19 protein-coding genes and 1 tRNA gene are annotated in these 16,400 nt (G+C 41.8%); 16 read left to right on the top strand and 4 right to left on the bottom strand.

Annotated elements, in window-relative coordinates:
• The first annotated feature begins 39 nt into the window (after positions 1-39).
• Positions 40-114: transfer RNA gene (locus NC238_14065), tRNA-Val, on the top strand.
• A gap of 167 nt (positions 115-281) precedes the next feature.
• Here the strand turns inward: NC238_14065 and NC238_14060 are convergent.
• Together NC238_14060 and NC238_14055 are read right to left on the bottom strand one after the other, a co-directional pair.
• Complete coding sequence (locus tag NC238_14060) at positions 282-1,475, bottom strand: site-specific integrase (protein ID MCM1567031.1); 1,194 nt, start codon at positions 1,473-1,475, stop codon at positions 282-284.
• Positions 1,476-1,506: 31 nt separating this feature from the next.
• Complete coding sequence (locus NC238_14055; protein ID MCM1567030.1) at positions 1,507-2,412, bottom strand: hypothetical protein; 906 nt, start codon at positions 2,410-2,412, stop codon at positions 1,507-1,509.
• A 173-nt stretch (positions 2,413-2,585) separates the two neighbouring features.
• Here NC238_14055 and NC238_14050 point away from each other — a divergent pair, with 173 nt between their 5' ends.
• The 8 genes from NC238_14050 to NC238_14015 all read left to right on the top strand — a co-directional run bounded on the left by NC238_14050 (position 2,586) and on the right by NC238_14015 (position 8,083).
• Positions 2,586-2,801, top strand: coding sequence for a helix-turn-helix domain-containing protein (locus NC238_14050; GenBank protein MCM1567029.1), 216 nt, complete (start codon positions 2,586-2,588; stop codon positions 2,799-2,801).
• A 2-nt stretch (positions 2,802-2,803) separates the two neighbouring features.
• Positions 2,804-3,001, top strand: coding sequence for a helix-turn-helix domain-containing protein (locus tag NC238_14045; protein ID MCM1567028.1), 198 nt, complete (start codon positions 2,804-2,806; stop codon positions 2,999-3,001).
• Positions 3,002-3,028: 27 nt separating this feature from the next.
• Complete coding sequence (locus NC238_14040; GenBank protein ID MCM1567027.1) at positions 3,029-3,661, top strand: DUF3854 domain-containing protein; 633 nt, start codon at positions 3,029-3,031, stop codon at positions 3,659-3,661.
• Positions 3,654-5,705: a DUF927 domain-containing protein gene (locus NC238_14035; GenBank protein ID MCM1567026.1), complete on the top strand. Its 2,052-nt coding sequence runs from the start codon at positions 3,654-3,656 to the stop codon at positions 5,703-5,705. Before NC238_14040 ends, NC238_14035 begins: the two co-directional genes overlap by 8 nt.
• Positions 5,706-5,981: 276 nt before the next feature.
• A complete protein-coding gene (locus NC238_14030) occupies positions 5,982-6,380 on the top strand; it encodes a hypothetical protein (protein ID MCM1567025.1) in 399 nt (132 codons plus the stop codon).
• Positions 6,381-6,453: 73 nt separating this feature from the next.
• Positions 6,454-6,849 (top strand): hypothetical protein, encoded by a 396-nt coding sequence (locus NC238_14025; GenBank protein MCM1567024.1) that lies wholly within the window; start codon positions 6,454-6,456, stop codon positions 6,847-6,849.
• Positions 6,850-6,976: 127 nt separating this feature from the next.
• Positions 6,977-7,537 (top strand): hypothetical protein, encoded by a 561-nt coding sequence (locus tag NC238_14020; protein ID MCM1567023.1) that lies wholly within the window; start codon positions 6,977-6,979, stop codon positions 7,535-7,537.
• Positions 7,538-7,726: 189 nt separating this feature from the next.
• On the top strand, positions 7,727-8,083 hold the full coding sequence (locus NC238_14015; GenBank protein ID MCM1567022.1) for a hypothetical protein: 357 nt from the start codon (positions 7,727-7,729) through the stop codon (positions 8,081-8,083).
• A 34-nt stretch (positions 8,084-8,117) separates the two neighbouring features.
• On the opposite strand, the gene NC238_14010 is transcribed toward NC238_14015, so the two are convergent.
• On the bottom strand, positions 8,118-8,369 hold the full coding sequence (locus tag NC238_14010; GenBank protein MCM1567021.1) for a hypothetical protein: 252 nt from the start codon (positions 8,367-8,369) through the stop codon (positions 8,118-8,120).
• A 71-nt stretch (positions 8,370-8,440) separates the two neighbouring features.
• Here NC238_14010 and NC238_14005 point away from each other — a divergent pair, with 71 nt between their 5' ends.
• The 3 genes from NC238_14005 to NC238_13995 are packed head-to-tail and all read left to right on the top strand — an operon-like array spanning position 8,441 to position 12,055.
• Entirely contained in the window at positions 8,441-11,029 is a 2,589-nt protein-coding gene (locus NC238_14005; protein ID MCM1567020.1) for a phage tail tape measure protein, read from the top strand.
• On the top strand, positions 11,020-11,718 hold the full coding sequence (locus NC238_14000; protein MCM1567019.1) for a hypothetical protein: 699 nt from the start codon (positions 11,020-11,022) through the stop codon (positions 11,716-11,718). The genes NC238_14005 and NC238_14000 overlap by 10 nt, the downstream gene beginning before the upstream one ends.
• A gap of 52 nt (positions 11,719-11,770) precedes the next feature.
• Complete coding sequence (locus tag NC238_13995; protein MCM1567018.1) at positions 11,771-12,055, top strand: hypothetical protein; 285 nt, start codon at positions 11,771-11,773, stop codon at positions 12,053-12,055.
• Positions 12,056-12,089: 34 nt separating this feature from the next.
• Here NC238_13995 and NC238_13990 read toward each other — a convergent pair whose 3' ends face one another.
• On the bottom strand, positions 12,090-13,376 hold the full coding sequence (locus NC238_13990; protein ID MCM1567017.1) for a copper amine oxidase N-terminal domain-containing protein: 1,287 nt from the start codon (positions 13,374-13,376) through the stop codon (positions 12,090-12,092).
• 374 nt (positions 13,377-13,750) lie between these two features.
• On the opposite strand from NC238_13990, the gene NC238_13985 reads away from it, so the two are divergent.
• The 4 genes from NC238_13985 to NC238_13970 all read left to right on the top strand — a co-directional run bounded on the left by NC238_13985 (position 13,751) and on the right by NC238_13970 (position 15,673).
• On the top strand, positions 13,751-13,930 hold the full coding sequence (locus NC238_13985; GenBank protein MCM1567016.1) for a helix-turn-helix domain-containing protein: 180 nt from the start codon (positions 13,751-13,753) through the stop codon (positions 13,928-13,930).
• Between the two features lie 134 nt (positions 13,931-14,064).
• The gene (locus NC238_13980; GenBank protein ID MCM1567015.1) at positions 14,065-14,304 is read left to right on the top strand and encodes a helix-turn-helix transcriptional regulator; all 240 of its coding nucleotides are present in this window, start codon (positions 14,065-14,067) and stop codon (positions 14,302-14,304) included.
• A 499-nt stretch (positions 14,305-14,803) separates the two neighbouring features.
• On the top strand, positions 14,804-15,298 hold the full coding sequence (locus NC238_13975; protein MCM1567014.1) for a helix-turn-helix domain-containing protein: 495 nt from the start codon (positions 14,804-14,806) through the stop codon (positions 15,296-15,298).
• A 33-nt stretch (positions 15,299-15,331) separates the two neighbouring features.
• On the top strand, positions 15,332-15,673 hold the full coding sequence (locus tag NC238_13970) for a hypothetical protein (GenBank protein ID MCM1567013.1): 342 nt from the start codon (positions 15,332-15,334) through the stop codon (positions 15,671-15,673).
• Positions 15,674-16,400: the final 727 nt, after the last annotated feature.

Raw genomic sequence — 16,400 nt, 5'->3', positions numbered from 1 at the left:
TTGACTTTTAGCGGGCCATCGACGATAATATATATTACTGGGCGGGTAGTTCAGTGGGAGAACGCCTGCTTGACACGCAGGAGGTCGCCAGTTCAATCCTGGCCTCGCCCACCAGTGAAAATAAGCCCTCCGGGGCTTTTCGTTTATATGCCAATAGGCTAGTATGCCAATTTTTATGCCAATAGAGTTTTTTTGATGATTTTTTCCTCAAAAAAATATACCAGGGTGGCGGCCCTGGTACTTAATTCCGTGGAAAGTCTCTGTCCTAAGACAGGGACTTTTTACATTACCTCTTCTAGTATTGAATTTAAGTTTTCAGCAGTTTTTTCTTTTTCATCATCCGGAACATAAGAAGCGTAAATATCCATGGTAGTACTGTACTTCTCGTGGCCCAATAGGTCCTGTATGTTCTTTGGTTTTTCTCCAGCCTGGAGTAATAATACTGCCACTGTGTGACGGAGGGCATGAAATGAGGTTTTGGGAAGTTCAGCTTTTATCAGAAGTCTCTCATACATCTTAGTGAAGGAACGTGGATCAATCGGCTTGCCTTCCTTAGAAGCAAAGATCAGGGCTTCTGGTTTATCTCTGTTACCGGTTGCTAGTTGGTGGGCTTTTAATTCAGTCATCGCGTGAGCCGGGACTTTTATTACTCTCTGGCTTTTCTTTGTTTTGGGCTCACTGAACATTAGTTGGGTTTTCTTGCCGCCGCTCTCCTTAACCACCCTGTTTAAACTCTGTCTTACTTGCAAAATTCCTTTGTCTAAATCTATGTCCTTCCATCTCAGGGCTAATAATTCACCGCGGCGAAGACCAGTTGAAAGTTCCAAAATGAAAGCAGGGTAATGCTTTTTTGTCCTCTTGTTTGCTTTTGCTGCCTCCAGGAATTTTTTAACCTGGTCCTTGCTCAAAGGTTTAATTTCTTTATAGGTTAATTTAGGTAGTTCTGTAGCATCACAAACGTTGCGATAAATCTTCTGTTCTCTGACAGCTTGTTTTAAGGCGCCATTAATAACCTGGTGGGCTAAATGGATCAGCCGGGAAGATTTGCCGGCTTCCTGCATATTGTTTAGGATATTCTGGACATGCTTGGTTTCCAATTTTTGAAGCGGAGTCTTTTCAATACTTGGTAGAATGTGTTTTTCCGCAACGTACTGGTATAACGCAAAAGTAGAATCACTTATTTTGGTTTTCTTATACTTGCTGAGCCATGTATTGAGCCATTCGCCAAAGCTGTCCTTGTTAGGATCAATAAAGGAACCAGTTTGCACTTCACGCAGTGCTTTGACTAACTTTTCATGGACTTCCTGCCGTGTCTTTCCATAGAAAGCAATCCGCTTTAGCCTGCCGTCCGGTTCGCGTCTACTGATCCGGGCTTGCCAGAGCCCATTCTTTAACTGAGTAATACCACCTTCACCATTAGCGCCCCTGGGCCGTCTCGGTTTTTCTCCTTTCTCGGTTTTACTTTTCTTTGCCATTAATCATTCCCCCTTGTTTAATCTGTCAAACTTATATTAAGCCCTTCTCTCTCCAGGCTAATACTTTCTGCCAATCATACCCCCTTGCCGCCTCTTCTAAGGATTTACCTTTGTTTAACCTTCCAATTATTGCAGTTCTTTGTCTGTCCTCTCTTTTCCCCTGTGCATTCCTACATTTTGTAGTGCAATGCTTTTTCTTTGTTGATATAAAAAACCTTTGACATGTCTCGCTTTCACACTGATGGAGCGGCAAACCATCATTCAGTAATATAGGCAGCATATTATAAGCGTATTCAATTAAGGTGTTAGAAACTGGCATATAATAGAATTTTTTATCAATCTTTTTAAGTTCGCATTCATAAAAGGGTCGATAAGTAACAAAGGCTTTTTTGCCGCCTTGCTCTTTCAAACATACTGTATCGCTGATGATTATTGAATCTTTTGTCCTTGTCTCCCAGTTTAATAGCATTTTTGCATATTCTGCTAAGTCGTAAGATTCTTTTTTAATGTATTGTAGTGGCTCTCTGTACATTGTCCATTCGTTTTCATCCCAAAGTACATCGAGAGCATAAATATCTTGATTAAGCTTTGTTGTAGAAGCGAGTCTATTTCTAATTAATTCGCCCTTAGAAAACACCCTGTGAAGAGGGATGCTAAATATCTGTGTTATCAATGGATCCAATGGTAATTTGCCATCCCAATATTTAATGTAATGCCAATAAAGTCCAAGAAACCCATAGTTTGAAACAAATTTACATACTTCCTCATCATTAGATAAATGCAAGTTCAATAAACGCGGAAATAAATCATATTGAATTTCCTTTAAGATCTTATATTTCCGGGGACCATTTTCATTATCTCTACCACAGTCAGCAATAACAAAATCAACTTCGGAAATCTTTTTAATCCTTGCCTTGCTTAGCTTTACCCATTCCATTTAATAACCCCCTTATCAGGGTAGTAATTGTTTGTTTTTAATCAAAGAGGTAATTGTTTACTCTTGAACCAATTACCTGTTACTGATACTATTGATTTGTAAAGAGTAAATGTTTTTTGTGTTAAGTAATTACTCTTAACTAAATAATACCAGAAAGGAAGTGTAAAGTCAACGTGATTGCGCTAAGAAAGGCCATGGAGGAAAGGCAAATTTCTGTAACAAAATTGGGCTTCATGTTAGAAGTTAATCCTAGTTTAATCTCCCAGGTTATTAGCGGCAAACGGTATGCATACCCAAAACTGCGGAAAAAAACTGCTGGTTGTCTAGGAGTGCCCGAGGGTGAACTTTTTAATGAAGATGGATTTGTAAGACAGGTAATGGAGGGATAAAAATGGTTGTTGATTGGGATAAGCTGCCGGTTAATCTGGTCCCGGAAATAATCTGGAAAGAAGGGATAATCCCTCTCGGAAAACAGGCTATTTATGAGCTTTGTCACCGGCCTGGGTTCCCAGTAGTGAAAATTGGTAAAAAGTTTATTATCCCACGTGATAGTCTTCGCCGCTGGTTGGAAAAGAATGCAGGGATATAAAACAAAAAAGAAGATGGAGTTTTATAAATGAGCGGGGAGAAAAAACTTAACGAAAGACATTTGGAACAGCTTCAACAAAGTGGTATCACCGACATGGCCCTAATAAAGCGTGCCGGTCTATGGTCCGCTGACCAAAACGAACTTCAAGGCCTCTTCCAGCGGCGCGATATCAAAAGCGGCGGCCTTGTGTTTCCTTACCCCCACATTGATGGGTTCCGGCGCGTTCGGTTGGATGAGCCCCTATATATTGAAGGTGTTGAAGACGGCTATAGAAACAAAAGTAAGGGACCAAAAGAAATTCGGTATTTATCACGAAAAGGCCAGGAGAATCACCTCTACCTGCCATTACCAGGGGAAGAGTTAAAAAAAGACACTCAGCTTTATGTAACCGAAGGCGAAAAAAAGACACTGTCCTTAGTCCAGGCTGGCCTTCCCGCCGTTGGTGTAGCCGGGGTGTGGAGCTGGCGGACTTCAGAGGGTGTTTGTCAAGAATTTAATTTACTAAATTGGCGACGGTCCGTTAGTATCATTTTTGACAGTGACGCCGCCGAAAATCGCCTGATCCGGGCGGCAATGATTGCACTGGCCAGGGAGTTATCCAATCGTGGAGCGGACGTGAATTTGTGTATTCTCCCACGAAAGGAGAATACTGATGTCTGAAAAAATGGGTGTTGATGATTGGTTATATCACTTTCAAGAAACGGGTGTTGATAACCCTTCGACAGCATTGTTAGATTTGATTAAAACAAATCAAAGACCATTTATGGCTACAGAAGAAGCCACGAAGATCTTAGATTTAGCCTTAGGTGATATTAAGCGGGAACCTGGTCAAGCTAAGCAGATCCTTTTAAGTGATCAGGTCTTACTTGCTTTGTCTATAGTGTCAGAGGTCGAATATCAGAGATTTATCAATGATGTTGAAGCAGTTGGTGTTAGGGGATTTAAGACTGATCTAAAAAAAGCAGTGACAGAAACCAAAAAAGAAAATACACTGCCAGTTGAAACCAGTGATAGAACTGTTGGTGATTGTTTTTCTGACGATAGTAGTATGCCGGTGGAGGTAGCTGGACTTATTATCCCGCCCGGGTGGTCTTTAAACAGGGACGGCTTGTTCCATCTGGAAAAAAATATCATCACGGGTAGAATGGAAACCATTCAAGATTGTTTTTGTCCGATTTTAATAAATCGCCGACTCGTGGACATTAACGGAGGTCCCGAAAAAATTGAATTCGGTTTTTGGCGTGATGGTATCTTGCATAAAATAGTGGACCTGCGAATCACTTTTGCAGATCCTAAGCGTTTTATTGGTTTGTCTAATATGGGGTTACCCATAACTATACACAAGGCAGGGAAGCTGGTTTCCTTTTTGGGGGATTTTGAGGCAATCAATAAGGACAGGCTTGGGGTTAGCCATACATCCGAACGCTTTGGGTGGCATGGTGGTTCTTTTATTTTAGGTGATTCAATTTACAGTAGTGAAAAGGCGGTCTCGGTTTGTTTTCATAGCAACGATATCGATACAAATTTGACTTTAAAGGCACTCCAACCGAGGGGAACTTATGATGCCTACGTTAATAACATCAGGTTTGCTACTATGGGGAGAGCAAAATTAATGATCATAGTAGCCGCTGCTTATGTTGGGTTCATTTTGAAAATCATAGATATGGATTCATTCATTGTTGATATAGCGGATCGCTCCAGCACTGGAAAGACATCAGCGGGTATAATTGCAGGGAGTTCCCTGGGGTATTGTGGCAAAATAAAACCCGCCTCACTTTTGAAATTATTTAACGCAACACCATATGGAATTGAAAACCTGTGTTACTCATTAAATGACTGCTTTCTTTTTTTAGATGATACTCATTCGGTACTTGATGAAAGGGTATTAAAAAATTTGGTTTATCTAATTGCAAATGGAACGGGTAAAACCCGAGGCTCAAAAACCGGAGGCAACCAGTTTGTTAAAAAGTGGAATTTAGTGGCGATAACTACGGGTGAAGCAGCATTGGAAGACGTGTCAACGTGGACCGGTGCCCGGGCACGAGTTCTAACAGTCAGAAATCCATGGGGTGGCAGCTGCGGGGAGAGTGTTCAAGTTGCTGTTGAATCCGCACTCCAGAATTATGGTCATGGGGCACCAAGGTTTGTTAGGTGGTTAATAGATAATCGGAACGAATGGCCGAAATTAAGAAAAAAATTTAAAGATATTTGGGTCTCGTTAATGCCTCATTGTGAGGGTGTAGAAGTTGCCGAGAGGAAAGCAAAGTATTTCGCGGCGATAGTTTTGGTGGCAACTTTGATTAATGATTTGTTTGGTTTTGGGTGGGATTTGGATTTCGGGGAAAGTGGCTTGCCTGTACTTTTTGAAGAACCATTTTGTGAGTTAGTTCTAAAAAACAGTAATCGAAGCACGGGGATCGCTGGGTTCGATGTTATTCGCGATTTCATTTTCTCAAACCGGAGTAGTTTTGAAGAAGGCGCAAATGTTATTGGAAGAGTTTTTGGGAAATGGGAAGATGGTATTGGGGTTGGGGTATTCGGATCTCTTTTACGGGAGGAACTTAAGCGGCATAGCTTTAATCCAGACGCTGTTTTCAATGAGTTGATTGATAAAAAGGCGCTTGAGATAAAAAGCGTAAGAATGAATGGTGGCCCACGCCGTTTGCATTGTTTCAAGTGGGGGGTACTTGAAAAAGGGCTGTAGTCATTAAATCGACTACGCTGACTACAAACTGACTACGCCTTTGTCCTTACTCTCCCAAGGTTTAACCTTATATTGTAGTCAGTAGTCATTAAAAAACAAATATATATTAAGAGATAAAAAAACCTAAACTTGAATTTATTTTTTCTTTCTTTTATAAAGTATGTTGAGAAAAAGTGACTACGTGACTACAAATCCCCTTAGTCCTTATGGGAGTAAGGGTGAGGCGTAGTCATGCAAGTGACTACGTAGTCAACTACAAGGGGGGTAATCTCCTTAATGGAACCAAGTATGGGTAATATTTTAAGCAAAATAAATATTAAACCACAGGGAAACAGCAGTCATGTTAACAAGATTTTGCCCATACATACCGGATCGACTCTTTCGACTTGTGAAAAAGTGACTACCGGGACAAACCTTCTTCTTCGCACCGTTCACGGTGAGCCTGAAAGTCGGCCTATAATGGAATGGTCTAACATGGCGAGTAGAGCTAAGAGAATATGGCTTCAGGGGAAGGGAACAGTACAGTCTCAGATTGCTTCAATAGAATATTGCTATTTTTCAAGTGTTGTGCGGTGGTTAAAAACACTATCAGGGTATTTAACTCACCCTATATTGAACATGGCTTATCCCGCTGAGTTGACTCCTTATATCAACCATAGTGGGATATTTATATAAAGAAAAATGCCGCCCCAGGGGAGCGGGTCCGGGAGGCGGCTAAAACAAAAAATATTATGAGGTTTATGTAAAAATGAAAATCAAATTTTGTGAAAGGTGCGGCTTCAGCTTTTGTCCTGACCTGGCCGGTGACCGTCTTGAACACATGGACCGGTGCCGGCGGGTGGAAAAGTTAAAGTTAAAACATCCTGGATACTTGGCTACATTTCAGCAGCAGGAGCGGGTTAAACGACAAAGCTGGAACCTTGTTTATTCAAGGGCAACTTTGCCGGTTAAAGTTCATGCGTCGATTTGGATCCTCTGGGCCTGGTTCTGCCGGGCGAAAAACAGAAAAAGAGCATCCGGCAGTTTTGAGCGCTATATCATAAACCAACTTCAGCGGGATCCTCAAACTTTCCCTCCTGAGATAATGGATGCCCTATGCGAAATGTATGACCGCAACCGCCCCTTAAACATTGTAGCACACTAATTAATTAAATAATAGTAAATAGTATAACACATTTAAAAAATAGTATGTCTTTTTATCTTTAGTGGGTGTCGGGGTGAACTGATTTCTCCCCCCTTCCCCACACCAAGAAAGGAGCATTGCCCATATTATGACAAATAACAAAAATCCATCTACCCAGCTTATACTTACCGAAACCGAACCCCCCCAACCAGACAATACCGAAAAAAATAATATTCGGTATTGCGATCTCGAAGTCATACCCCCCGGGGAAAGCGATACTGAGGTTTTAAGCCCTATGCCCAACACCGGCCGGGGCGGTCACAACAAAATTCCGGACGAAACAAGGGATCAGATTATCGAAGATTTTCTAGTGACCAAAAACATTACGAAAACCGCTAAAAAATTTAACCTTAACAGGGAAACCGTAGGTTTTATCATTAGAGAAGCTTTCGGCGAGAACAAATTAACGGCCGATGTTGCCCTGGCGAAGCAATTCGAGGAAGCTGCTGATACGTTTCTTCGGGAAATCAAAAATAGGAATCTGAAAGATACGAGCGTTCGTGACCTGGTTGTCGCAGCCGGCATTTGTATTGATAAACGGCAGGTTTTAAGCGGATCCGCTCCCCGTGGTAATGCGCCACTTTCACTCAAAATCGCCTGGAAGGACGGATCTGGCGCCGTGGAGCTTAGCACCGGAGGGAGTGATTAACCTGTTAGAAGTGATTTTCTAAAAAATTGAGGTGAGATAGTATGGCAGGTAGGATTAGTCCGGTTCCTGAAGTAATAATTCCGTCTTCTACGCAAAAGGCGCGGGTGTCACAGGTGGCTGTAGAAGTTTTAATTGGCCCGCCATCGGGATTCGTCCCGGGTCTATATATCCCTGAAAGGAAGTGGTTTCATGTATCTGGATGAAATTCGTAAAACTGTTCAAGGGTTAAACGATGCACTTGCAGCTGCCTGTCTTACAAATCAAGAGGTCCAGCGGCAGGAAATCCCGCCTGAGCACGAGGGTGAACTTGAGGCGGCAACCGGTTTTCTTATGGCGCTTGCCAGTAAGGTAACAGAGGATATATGCAGTAGGTTGATAGAAGTAAACTGTCTCTTGGCCAGCCTTGTTGAAACCGAGGCTGCTTTAAAAATCTTGGGCGTCGATATGCTTAATCCCTTGGACGATGCGTACTTAAAAATTATTGGGGCACTGCGGAATAATAAAAACCGAGACAACATTGCAAGGGATTACTTCAACTATAAATAACCAGCGGTTAACTAAAGCGTCAATCGGTGTAAATTTAGCCTTCTACGCTGTCTTGAACGGGTTTTATTGATTCGTTTTCCGGCAATATGTTTTCCTGATTTACTACGATCCTGTCAAGAAGATCAATAATAACCGCTCCTGCTAAAAGCATTACACCGATTATTACACCAGAAAAAACACATATGATGCCGACTAATAGCTGCTCAATCTCAGAAATAATACATAGCCCACATATAAATCCACCAATAATCACAATAATTCCGATTATTCGCAGGGCTGAAGACATAGTAAAAACCTCCTTTTGGTTATTATTTCAATGTTTTAGTAAAAATTCCTTTTGATTGGAGATGATTAAAAATGCCAGACAATGCAATGCTTCAAATCATTTCGAGAATTGGGGTTGACTACAGTCAAGCACTGCTTTCTACTCGCCAGCTTGCTAGTGAAACCGCTATGCTGGACAAACAGTTGAAAATGCTCAGGGTAACCGCCGCCGATTTAGCGCGTGTCTCCAATACCAGCATGGCCACGCAGCTTTTAGGCGACAGGGTTATTTATGATCAGTACGGCCGTGCTTTATCTATTGTCGGGAACAATACCAAAGAGATTGAAAAAGCGACCAGGACGGTCAACCAGGTGTCAAGGGAACATGTCCGAACGGTCAAAGACCTGTCAAACCAGTACAGTGTGCTGTCTCGTGTCTTTAACCCCAACGTCTTGTTTCACCATGCGAACTGGCTGTTAACAGGCGCTATGATCTTTGGTGTTTTGGAAACTATGAAAAAAGGTTTAATTGACGTCGAGCGTGGAATGAAGGGGCTCCAGACAGTCCTCCCCGAGATCGCCCATGACCAAACTGCCTATAATGCGGCGACACAAAAAGCCCTTGACCTTACGATTAAATACGGCGCCGATTTAGATGACACTATGAATAGCGCCAGGTCTTTTGGCCGAATGTACAAGGATCTAGAAACTGTAATGGGCCTTACAAATGATGCTATTCTACTCAATGTCATTGACTCTGTTAAGCTTGAGGATGCTGTAAAAGGTAATGAGGCCGCATTAAGCGTTTACGGTAAAGAACTCAAATCCACAAATGAAGTCCTGGCCTTTTCAGGTAAACTAATGGACAGCCTTACCCGCTTATCTCACGAATCAATGGCTCAGGCATCGGACCTTATACAAATCTTACAGCAAGCATCCGGAGCCGCAAAAAATGCAAAGGTTGACATGGATCAACTTTTAGGGGTCGGGGCCTCAGCGGTTCGGGCAACGGGTCTTCAGGGGCAGGGCGGCAACCTTGGCCGTATGCTTCGGACAGTCTTTGTTCAACTATCCGCTCCCACTAAGGCAATAGAAGAATCCATTGAAGCCATTGGCGTAAAAATGCGGGATGCTAACGGGGAACTCCGGAGTGCCTATGATATCATTCTCGATTTAGCTTTGGCGACAAAGGATACCAAAATAAGCCAGGAGGAACTAAACGAGGCGGTCTTGGCTGCTTCATCTGGAAAGTTTCAGTATAGTAAACTTGCCGCCACTCTTGGCAGCTTTGATGAAATCACAAAAAACGTTGCCAGGAGCATTAATTCTCAGGGAATGACTATGCAGATGGCTGCCCAGCAGCTTGACACAATTGAACGAAAAGCCAAATCCCTCCATGCCGTATTTATCGAGACTTTTTCCGGCGCCGGTGATACGGGGCTTAGGACCACTTTAAAGAGTATGATAGATGTTCTTGAACAAACCATTTTGGGTTTAAATAAGGTTAGTTCCGGGGCAATAAACGCTGGTTTAGGTCTGGGATCTCTCCTGTTGGCCGGCAAGATGATTATGGGTGTATATTCAAGGGTAACACCGATTATGGCTGCTCTTTCAGGAACCAATGCAGCTATAGCCGCTTCAGCCGGGCTTGCGGCAACCGGGGAAATATCCCTGGCCACAGCTACCAATATAAGTTCCGCGGCCATGAGTAGGCTGGCAACAACATCAGCTCTGGCTACCGGTGGCCTTACTCTAATAGCAGGGGCTATTGCACTGTTTGTTTATAAATCCGGTGAAGCAAGGAAAGCGCAACTAAGCTTAAGCCAGGCAGCTGAGGACAATATCACCATAGGACAGCAAAAAATTCAACAGTATCAGCAGGAACAGGATTACCTTACCAAAATGGCCGGGTATCACCAGGCTCTTCAAAGTCAGATTGAAAGCGGAACCATGAGCGAAGAGCAGTCTGCCCAGGTTAAGAAAGATTTGACAGCAATAGAAGAAGGCTTGGGTATTGCCATAGGAGAGGCGGCGCTAGAAAGGTTAAAGGCTGCCGGGTTCACTGAACAGGCTATCGATGATGAAAAGAGCGCCATATCCAGCAAATCAGAAGCCGAGCGGATCGCCGTTCAAAACACTATTAAGGCACAGAACTCCCAGACACAGGCCACGATTGACGGGGCATTACAAAGAATTCAGGCGCTAAAAGAAGAGGGCGCAGCGTTAAGAGGTTTACTCGCTGCCGAAAAAACCTTCTTTGACTGGGGAAGTACCGCTTATAATCGTGAGGCATCAATGTACGAATCTTTAGCTGCTGGAGCTGAGAGTATTGGGTTAACTGGGTTTGCCGAAAACTACAGGCAAACAGCGGAGTTCAGCCGGCAGCGGGCAGCTGAGCAGCAGGAACAATTCAACCAGACAAGACAACAGGAAACAGATCGCCAGATGGCAGAACAAGAAAAGATAATTGCTGACGCTGCGTCTAATCTGACAAAACTACAGGGTCAGGGGCTTACATTACTACCACAGGATTTATTAACTCACGTTCCCGGAGGAAACGAAGATGCGTCCGTTGATAAGTACAAAGAGACGGCAAAAGACGTATTAGAATGGGCCGCTTCGTTTGAAAGTATAACTGTGATACCCGGGGAAGTAATAAAGGGGGTCTCAAAATGTCCCTAATAATGAGTGTGGTCTCGCGTAAAGGAATTGTCATGGGGTCGGACTCACGCCGGGTTACAAACGGCACAGATGGCGGCACAGGATTTTACAAGACATTCAGTGACGATTGTCCCAAAATTAATATACTGGGTGGCAAATATGTGATAGGTCACACCGGTGTCGGTAGCTTGAAAAAGAAAGACGGAACGGTGGTGTGGAAAAGTTCTGATGTTTTCCGGAACATTAGTATTGAAGGTAAGAACATTTTTCAAATTGCTGAGGAAATAAATACTGGCCTGACTGAATACCCAGTGGATTTTGCTTTTGTTATTGGCGGGTATGAAAAGGTCCCTTATGTTAATGGGCAAATACTCCCCGTGATGTTAATCTATACCAACGATGAAAACGGAAACATAAGAAGCCATTATGGGTATCAGCCCGATACGGATACTTTTCAGCCTGCAATGGTACGCGCCGGCAACACTGAGATACCAAATAAGCTATTAAAGGATATCGTACCCCAGTGGGAAGATCTTACCTTAGAAGAGATCTATAAATTTGTAGTTCTAAACATTGAGGCGGGGGGATTTTTCAGGGAAATCTTTGGAATAGGCAATGCTGTTGGCGGGGATACCAACATGGTGGTTGTTACGGAGGGTGGCCCTGTTGTCGCGTTAGGTTCGGCAAAAGCATTTAAAAACGGGCGGTGATTACCTTGCCCAAAAAAACCTGATTGGCGCCGGCGCGTAGAAGGCAAACTTTATGCCTATCCCTCCGTTGAACCGGCATAAAGACCTGCAGGTACAGATTGTTTTTCTCAATGCAAACATGGCCCCTCTAAGGGCTCATCTTTGCCGTCTGGGTTCTCCTACTACCGGGAACCCCATGACTGAGCCGGAGTGGTTCACTGATTTGCGGGATCGGCTCTTAGCCAGGAGCGCGCTGAAAGAAGCTGAAAAAGCGGCAACATACGGAGCCCTTAAAAGATTGGCTCCCGAGGACTTAGCCCTGGTTGAAAAATGGTGTTTCCTTGCAACATGTGTTTGAAGGGGCATGGCTTTAATTATATAAATGATATTAATTACTTATCTGGATTTATGGAAGTCGTATTTAAACTTTTAAAATAATATGCACTGCCACTATAATAGGTATTTGAAACATACCATCCTCTCTTAACATCAAAACTTACAATATGGTCATCTAGATCCGGGTTCCAAGTGTGGTAATCAAATGTTAATTTAACTGTTACAGAAATATCCTTATTAGGAAACCAACCACGTAAGCGGTTTAGGACAGACTGTAAAAATGACCTACGTGTTGATTCTGGTAACTCATGCCACCTTTTATCTGCATCATAATCATTCATTTCAAAGCTTACAAAAATTGTGTCGCTAATTGTAAAATCACTTATTTTATAACTGCTTAGGCCGCCAATGCTGCCAAATTCTTTTGATAGTTCAGAGCTTATATTAGATGGCGGTATTTTACTTTCATTTTTAGCAGGAGAAATACTACACACTATCTCCCTATAAGAATTTTCAATTGCTGGCCAGTCGGGTGTCTCCCCCCAAGCAATTACTTGATAATAACGATAATTATCGACAGAGACTATCACATAGGCATTAGAAGATACTTTTTCGTTCTGATTGTTCAATATAAGCCATGCTTCACCAGTGTTGATATTAACTTTACTACGGGATATCTCTATAAAATCCTCTGAAAAACTTGATGTATAGAGCACGAGGGCATCATCTATAGTATATTGTTTATCTATTGGAATAGAAAAAGCAAGAATCCCTGCAAGCTTTTTATCTACTGGTGTCATTAGAACGCCGGAGCCAGTATTGCCTTGATTTTGTTCTTTTATAGTCCACCCTAATGGGTATTTGATAGAAAACTGACCTTCTTTGCTATCGTATAAGGCAGATGACACATTAATATGCAAAGGTGAAATCTTATTAATATTTATAATCTGGGTATCATTATTCCATTCAACTTGACAGCCAAATGCCTCACTGACAAATCTTAAAGGTACCATTGTCCGGCCATCAATGATTTTTGCTGGCACGTCAAGATTTACCGGTACCCCGTTTTTTGAAACCTGACCGCCAATAACAAGTTTTGTTTCCGTATCGTCTTTAGTGGCAGTAACTGTCTTAGTAGTTTCATCCCATTTAACAATCGCTCCCAAAGCCTCGAAAATAGCACGTAGCGGGACCAACGTTCGTCCGTCCTCAATAGTGGGTGGTACATCAAATATAAGAGTTTTACCATCAAGAATTACCTGTGGTGAGGCTTGGGCACTCATTTTTAAAGATAAAACAAAAAACAGTGTCAACAAAAGAATGACTAAATATTTTCTTCCCATGGAATCCCCCTCCTTTTAAGATCTAATTCCTTACTACTTCCAAGTCTGATTGGAATAGAATAAATCCCGATTTTAATTTTTACTCCTTTATGGAACTATATCAAAAATTGGAGTAATTTGGAGAAGCTTTCGTTCCACATTTTCCGACAATGTTTGACAATAAAGAAAAACAGAAAAAACCATTCTATGTCAATAAAATTTCTTTTAGTTTATTTGAGTTATCTATCGATATTTTAGATTAAATATAATTAATATAATACCGAAAACATTATTAAAAGGTGTTGTGAGTTAACTAAGTGTAACAACGATTAAATAAAGTGTTGCAATAAGTAGAATATTAGAGTATAATTTGCAAAAAAAGGTGGTGGTGATTATTGGAAAATGAAGTCTTGGACGTGACGCAGGCGGCAGAATTATTAAAGATTGGTAGAAGCACTCTGTTGAAGCTCGTTAGAGAGAATGTAATACCGGCCAAAAAGGTAGGCCGGCAATGGCGCTTCAGCCGCCAGGCGCTTTTAGAGTGGCTAAAAAATGGACAAGCAAAAAAGGAGTAAAAACAAAGCAGGAAGGTCCAGCCTGGCAGCGTGATCCTTCCTGCAGTTCTAACAAAACCCGCTGAAAACGGGCTTGCTTTGCTGTTATTATAGCAAAGCTGCCAACATGGGGCAATGAAAAAGGGGGATTATTAATGACGAAAAATGTCGTTAGTAGAAGGCTTAAAGAGCTCATGGCTGAGCATGAAATAACAATTCCTGAGCTGGCTAAAAAAATGGGGATATCCAAAAGCTCACTTTCAAGAAAAATTAACGGCCGCCAGACATGGTATGCTCATGAGATGTGCTTTATTACTCAATATTTTTGGTTTTCTGAGTTTAAAAATGTTTTTCCGGAGATGCATAATTCGGTTCTGTCAGAGGGGGCAGTTTAAATGTTCGAAAACAATTCATTCAGTTTATAGGTGAGTGCTGCGCTAAGGTTATCAGAAGCACGGAGTACGAAAATAGTCAAAAAGAAATGTTAGCCGCTGTAGATACTATCAAGGTTAAGCTTAACGATGATGATAAGAAATTAACTGACATATTAATTGACAGTATCAGTGCATTGGAAGCGGCTGACCATGTTAAGGCAGGATTTATAGCCGGTTTGAGGCTGAGCCAGTAATAGGCACAAGGTATATAATGCTAGAGGAGGTATTAAAGTATGGTTAAATTTGTTGATCTTCCCATTGAGCTCTTTGTAGTGGCTTTTAAAGATGGTCTTGTCTACGTTAATAGCAAGCACAGGGACATGATTGAAAAAGTAATTGAGGAAAAAATACTACAGAATTAACCATAGAATGTTAAGATCAACCAGGGGGTGGGCGGGTTCGCTGCGGCGGCCCGCTACACTTAAAATTATTTCACCTGAAAATAATGGGAGGTGGGATTGTGGGAAATCTTGAGGTTTGGGAGCGGCGAGTGGCCGGGGTATGGAAAGGCGATCTGGCGCCAAAGGAAAGAGAACTGGCAGGGAGTTTCAACAATGGTTTTACAAGCGTGTTTAGGGCTGCATCGAAGACTGAACGAAGAATTCTGTTTGATATGCTTTGTATTCTAAAAAAACTCCACAACAGGAATTCTGCAATGAAATTTAATTTTGGCCTTTCATGTGGCGTCGAAGCAGGTAAATGTCAGCCTGAAGGGGGTAATTCCATAGATATTCGAAAATTACGCAATGAGGATCTTCCGGACTATCTTACCGTAAATGAACTGGCTCAGTATTTACGGATCGGAATGAACAAAGCCTATGAGCTGGCGAGGCGGCCGGAGTTTCCCAGTGTGATGTTTGGGAATAAAAAAATATTCTCCAAAGATAAGGTTAAAGAATGGATGGATCAGGAAGCGGAGAAAAACAGGCTATCTAAAAAGCCACGTGCCAGATAAGGGTAGTTTATTTATTCACTGGAGGTTATGAATATGCAGGGAAGTAAGCATGAGATAACAAAGCCGCTCCTGCCGGAGATCGCCGATTATATTTCCAGGCTGACAGCGGCGCAGAGAAATTCTATTTTCAACGAATTAAAGGATAACCCTGATTGTATATCCGATTTTTTATGTAGGTTCGGTGAATATTTCCTGGGGCGGCCGGCGCCAAAAAGAATTGATTCTGACTTTGAAGCCCGATTTATTAAAGCCGCCAGCCTTGATTATTACGCGAACCTGCCCAAGGATTTCCAGGGGTGTGAGATCGGTTTCCTTTGCTATATCTCCAAGGGTGATAACATAAAACAGCTGTGTACCTGGCAGCTGGAGCTATAGGAATAAAGAGAGGTGAAACTTTTGTTTTGCATATACCATTTTTAATAATACCCCTACTTGCCGGGATCGGCACGTTGCAAAAAAGGATTGAAGGAAATATAGACTTGGCAATGGGGAAATAGAGCGGGTGGAACTGTTCTGTAATAAGATTAAAAAAACAAGTAATAACCACTTTAAGCGGAGGAAACAATGTCCTCCGCTTTTCGATGAATAAATTTTTTGTAGAAGTAGGAACTATGACCACAATATAGAAGGTATTAATCTAAAAATGGAGGGGGTGTTTATCTGGATCAATACATAGCTATTCTGTTAATTATAGCTCCTGGTTTTGCATGTCAGCTAATCTATGAAAAATTAAATAGCGGTAAAAGAATTGAAAACAATTTTGATAAAACTACTATTTCTCTGATTTATAGTATTGGGGTATTAGCGATAAATTACTTTCAAATTAAGTTATTCTACAATTTGGGCTCCATAGATGAAATTAAGAACTATTTTAATTATTTAAATTTCTTATTAGCATATATAGGGATGACTATACTTTCAATTGTATTAGTTGCATTTATATGGAACCTTATTCACCCTACTGTGACAACTTGGTTAATAAATAACTCAACTTTCGCACCAAGAATCGAACCCTTGACGCCTTGAAATACCTAGTGTTTTAGGGCATTTGATAGAGAAAAACACCCTTTTTTCTGGTAAAATAGAAGGTGTACAAAGCCTC

The sequence above is a fragment of the Dehalobacter sp. genome (assembly GCA_023667845.1).
Taxonomy (GTDB): Bacteria; Bacillota; Desulfitobacteriia; order Desulfitobacteriales; family Syntrophobotulaceae; genus Dehalobacter.
The sequence above is the reverse complement of the archived record's forward strand: the minus strand, read 5'-3'. Positions and strand labels throughout refer to the sequence as shown.

What these genes read in the sequence shown, in the direction of transcription:
- NC238_14020 (MCM1567023.1), top strand. Translation starts at nt 6,977, where the DNA reads ATGACAAATAACAAAAATCCATCTACCCAGCTTATACTTACCGAAACC.
- NC238_14015 (MCM1567022.1), top strand. Translation starts at nt 7,727, where the DNA reads ATGTATCTGGATGAAATTCGTAAAACTGTTCAAGGGTTAAACGATGCA.
- NC238_14025 (MCM1567024.1), top strand. Translation starts at nt 6,454, where the DNA reads ATGAAAATCAAATTTTGTGAAAGGTGCGGCTTCAGCTTTTGTCCTGAC.
- NC238_14045 (MCM1567028.1), top strand. Translation starts at nt 2,804, where the DNA reads ATGGTTGTTGATTGGGATAAGCTGCCGGTTAATCTGGTCCCGGAAATA.
- NC238_14035 (MCM1567026.1), top strand. Translation starts at nt 3,654, where the DNA reads ATGTCTGAAAAAATGGGTGTTGATGATTGGTTATATCACTTTCAAGAA.
- NC238_14005 (MCM1567020.1), top strand. Translation starts at nt 8,441, where the DNA reads ATGCCAGACAATGCAATGCTTCAAATCATTTCGAGAATTGGGGTTGAC.
- NC238_14000 (MCM1567019.1), top strand. Translation starts at nt 11,020, where the DNA reads ATGTCCCTAATAATGAGTGTGGTCTCGCGTAAAGGAATTGTCATGGGG.
- NC238_14040 (MCM1567027.1), top strand. Translation starts at nt 3,029, where the DNA reads ATGAGCGGGGAGAAAAAACTTAACGAAAGACATTTGGAACAGCTTCAA.
- NC238_13990 (MCM1567017.1), bottom strand. Translation starts at nt 13,376, where the DNA reads ATGGGAAGAAAATATTTAGTCATTCTTTTGTTGACACTGTTTTTTGTT.
- NC238_14055 (MCM1567030.1), bottom strand. Translation starts at nt 2,412, where the DNA reads ATGGAATGGGTAAAGCTAAGCAAGGCAAGGATTAAAAAGATTTCCGAA.
- NC238_13995 (MCM1567018.1), top strand. Translation starts at nt 11,771, where the DNA reads ATGCCTATCCCTCCGTTGAACCGGCATAAAGACCTGCAGGTACAGATT.
- NC238_14030 (MCM1567025.1), top strand. Translation starts at nt 5,982, where the DNA reads ATGGAACCAAGTATGGGTAATATTTTAAGCAAAATAAATATTAAACCA.
- NC238_13970 (MCM1567013.1), top strand. Translation starts at nt 15,332, where the DNA reads ATGCAGGGAAGTAAGCATGAGATAACAAAGCCGCTCCTGCCGGAGATC.
- NC238_14010 (MCM1567021.1), bottom strand. Translation starts at nt 8,369, where the DNA reads ATGTCTTCAGCCCTGCGAATAATCGGAATTATTGTGATTATTGGTGGA.
- NC238_14060 (MCM1567031.1), bottom strand. Translation starts at nt 1,475, where the DNA reads ATGGCAAAGAAAAGTAAAACCGAGAAAGGAGAAAAACCGAGACGGCCC.
- NC238_13980 (MCM1567015.1), top strand. Translation starts at nt 14,065, where the DNA reads ATGACGAAAAATGTCGTTAGTAGAAGGCTTAAAGAGCTCATGGCTGAG.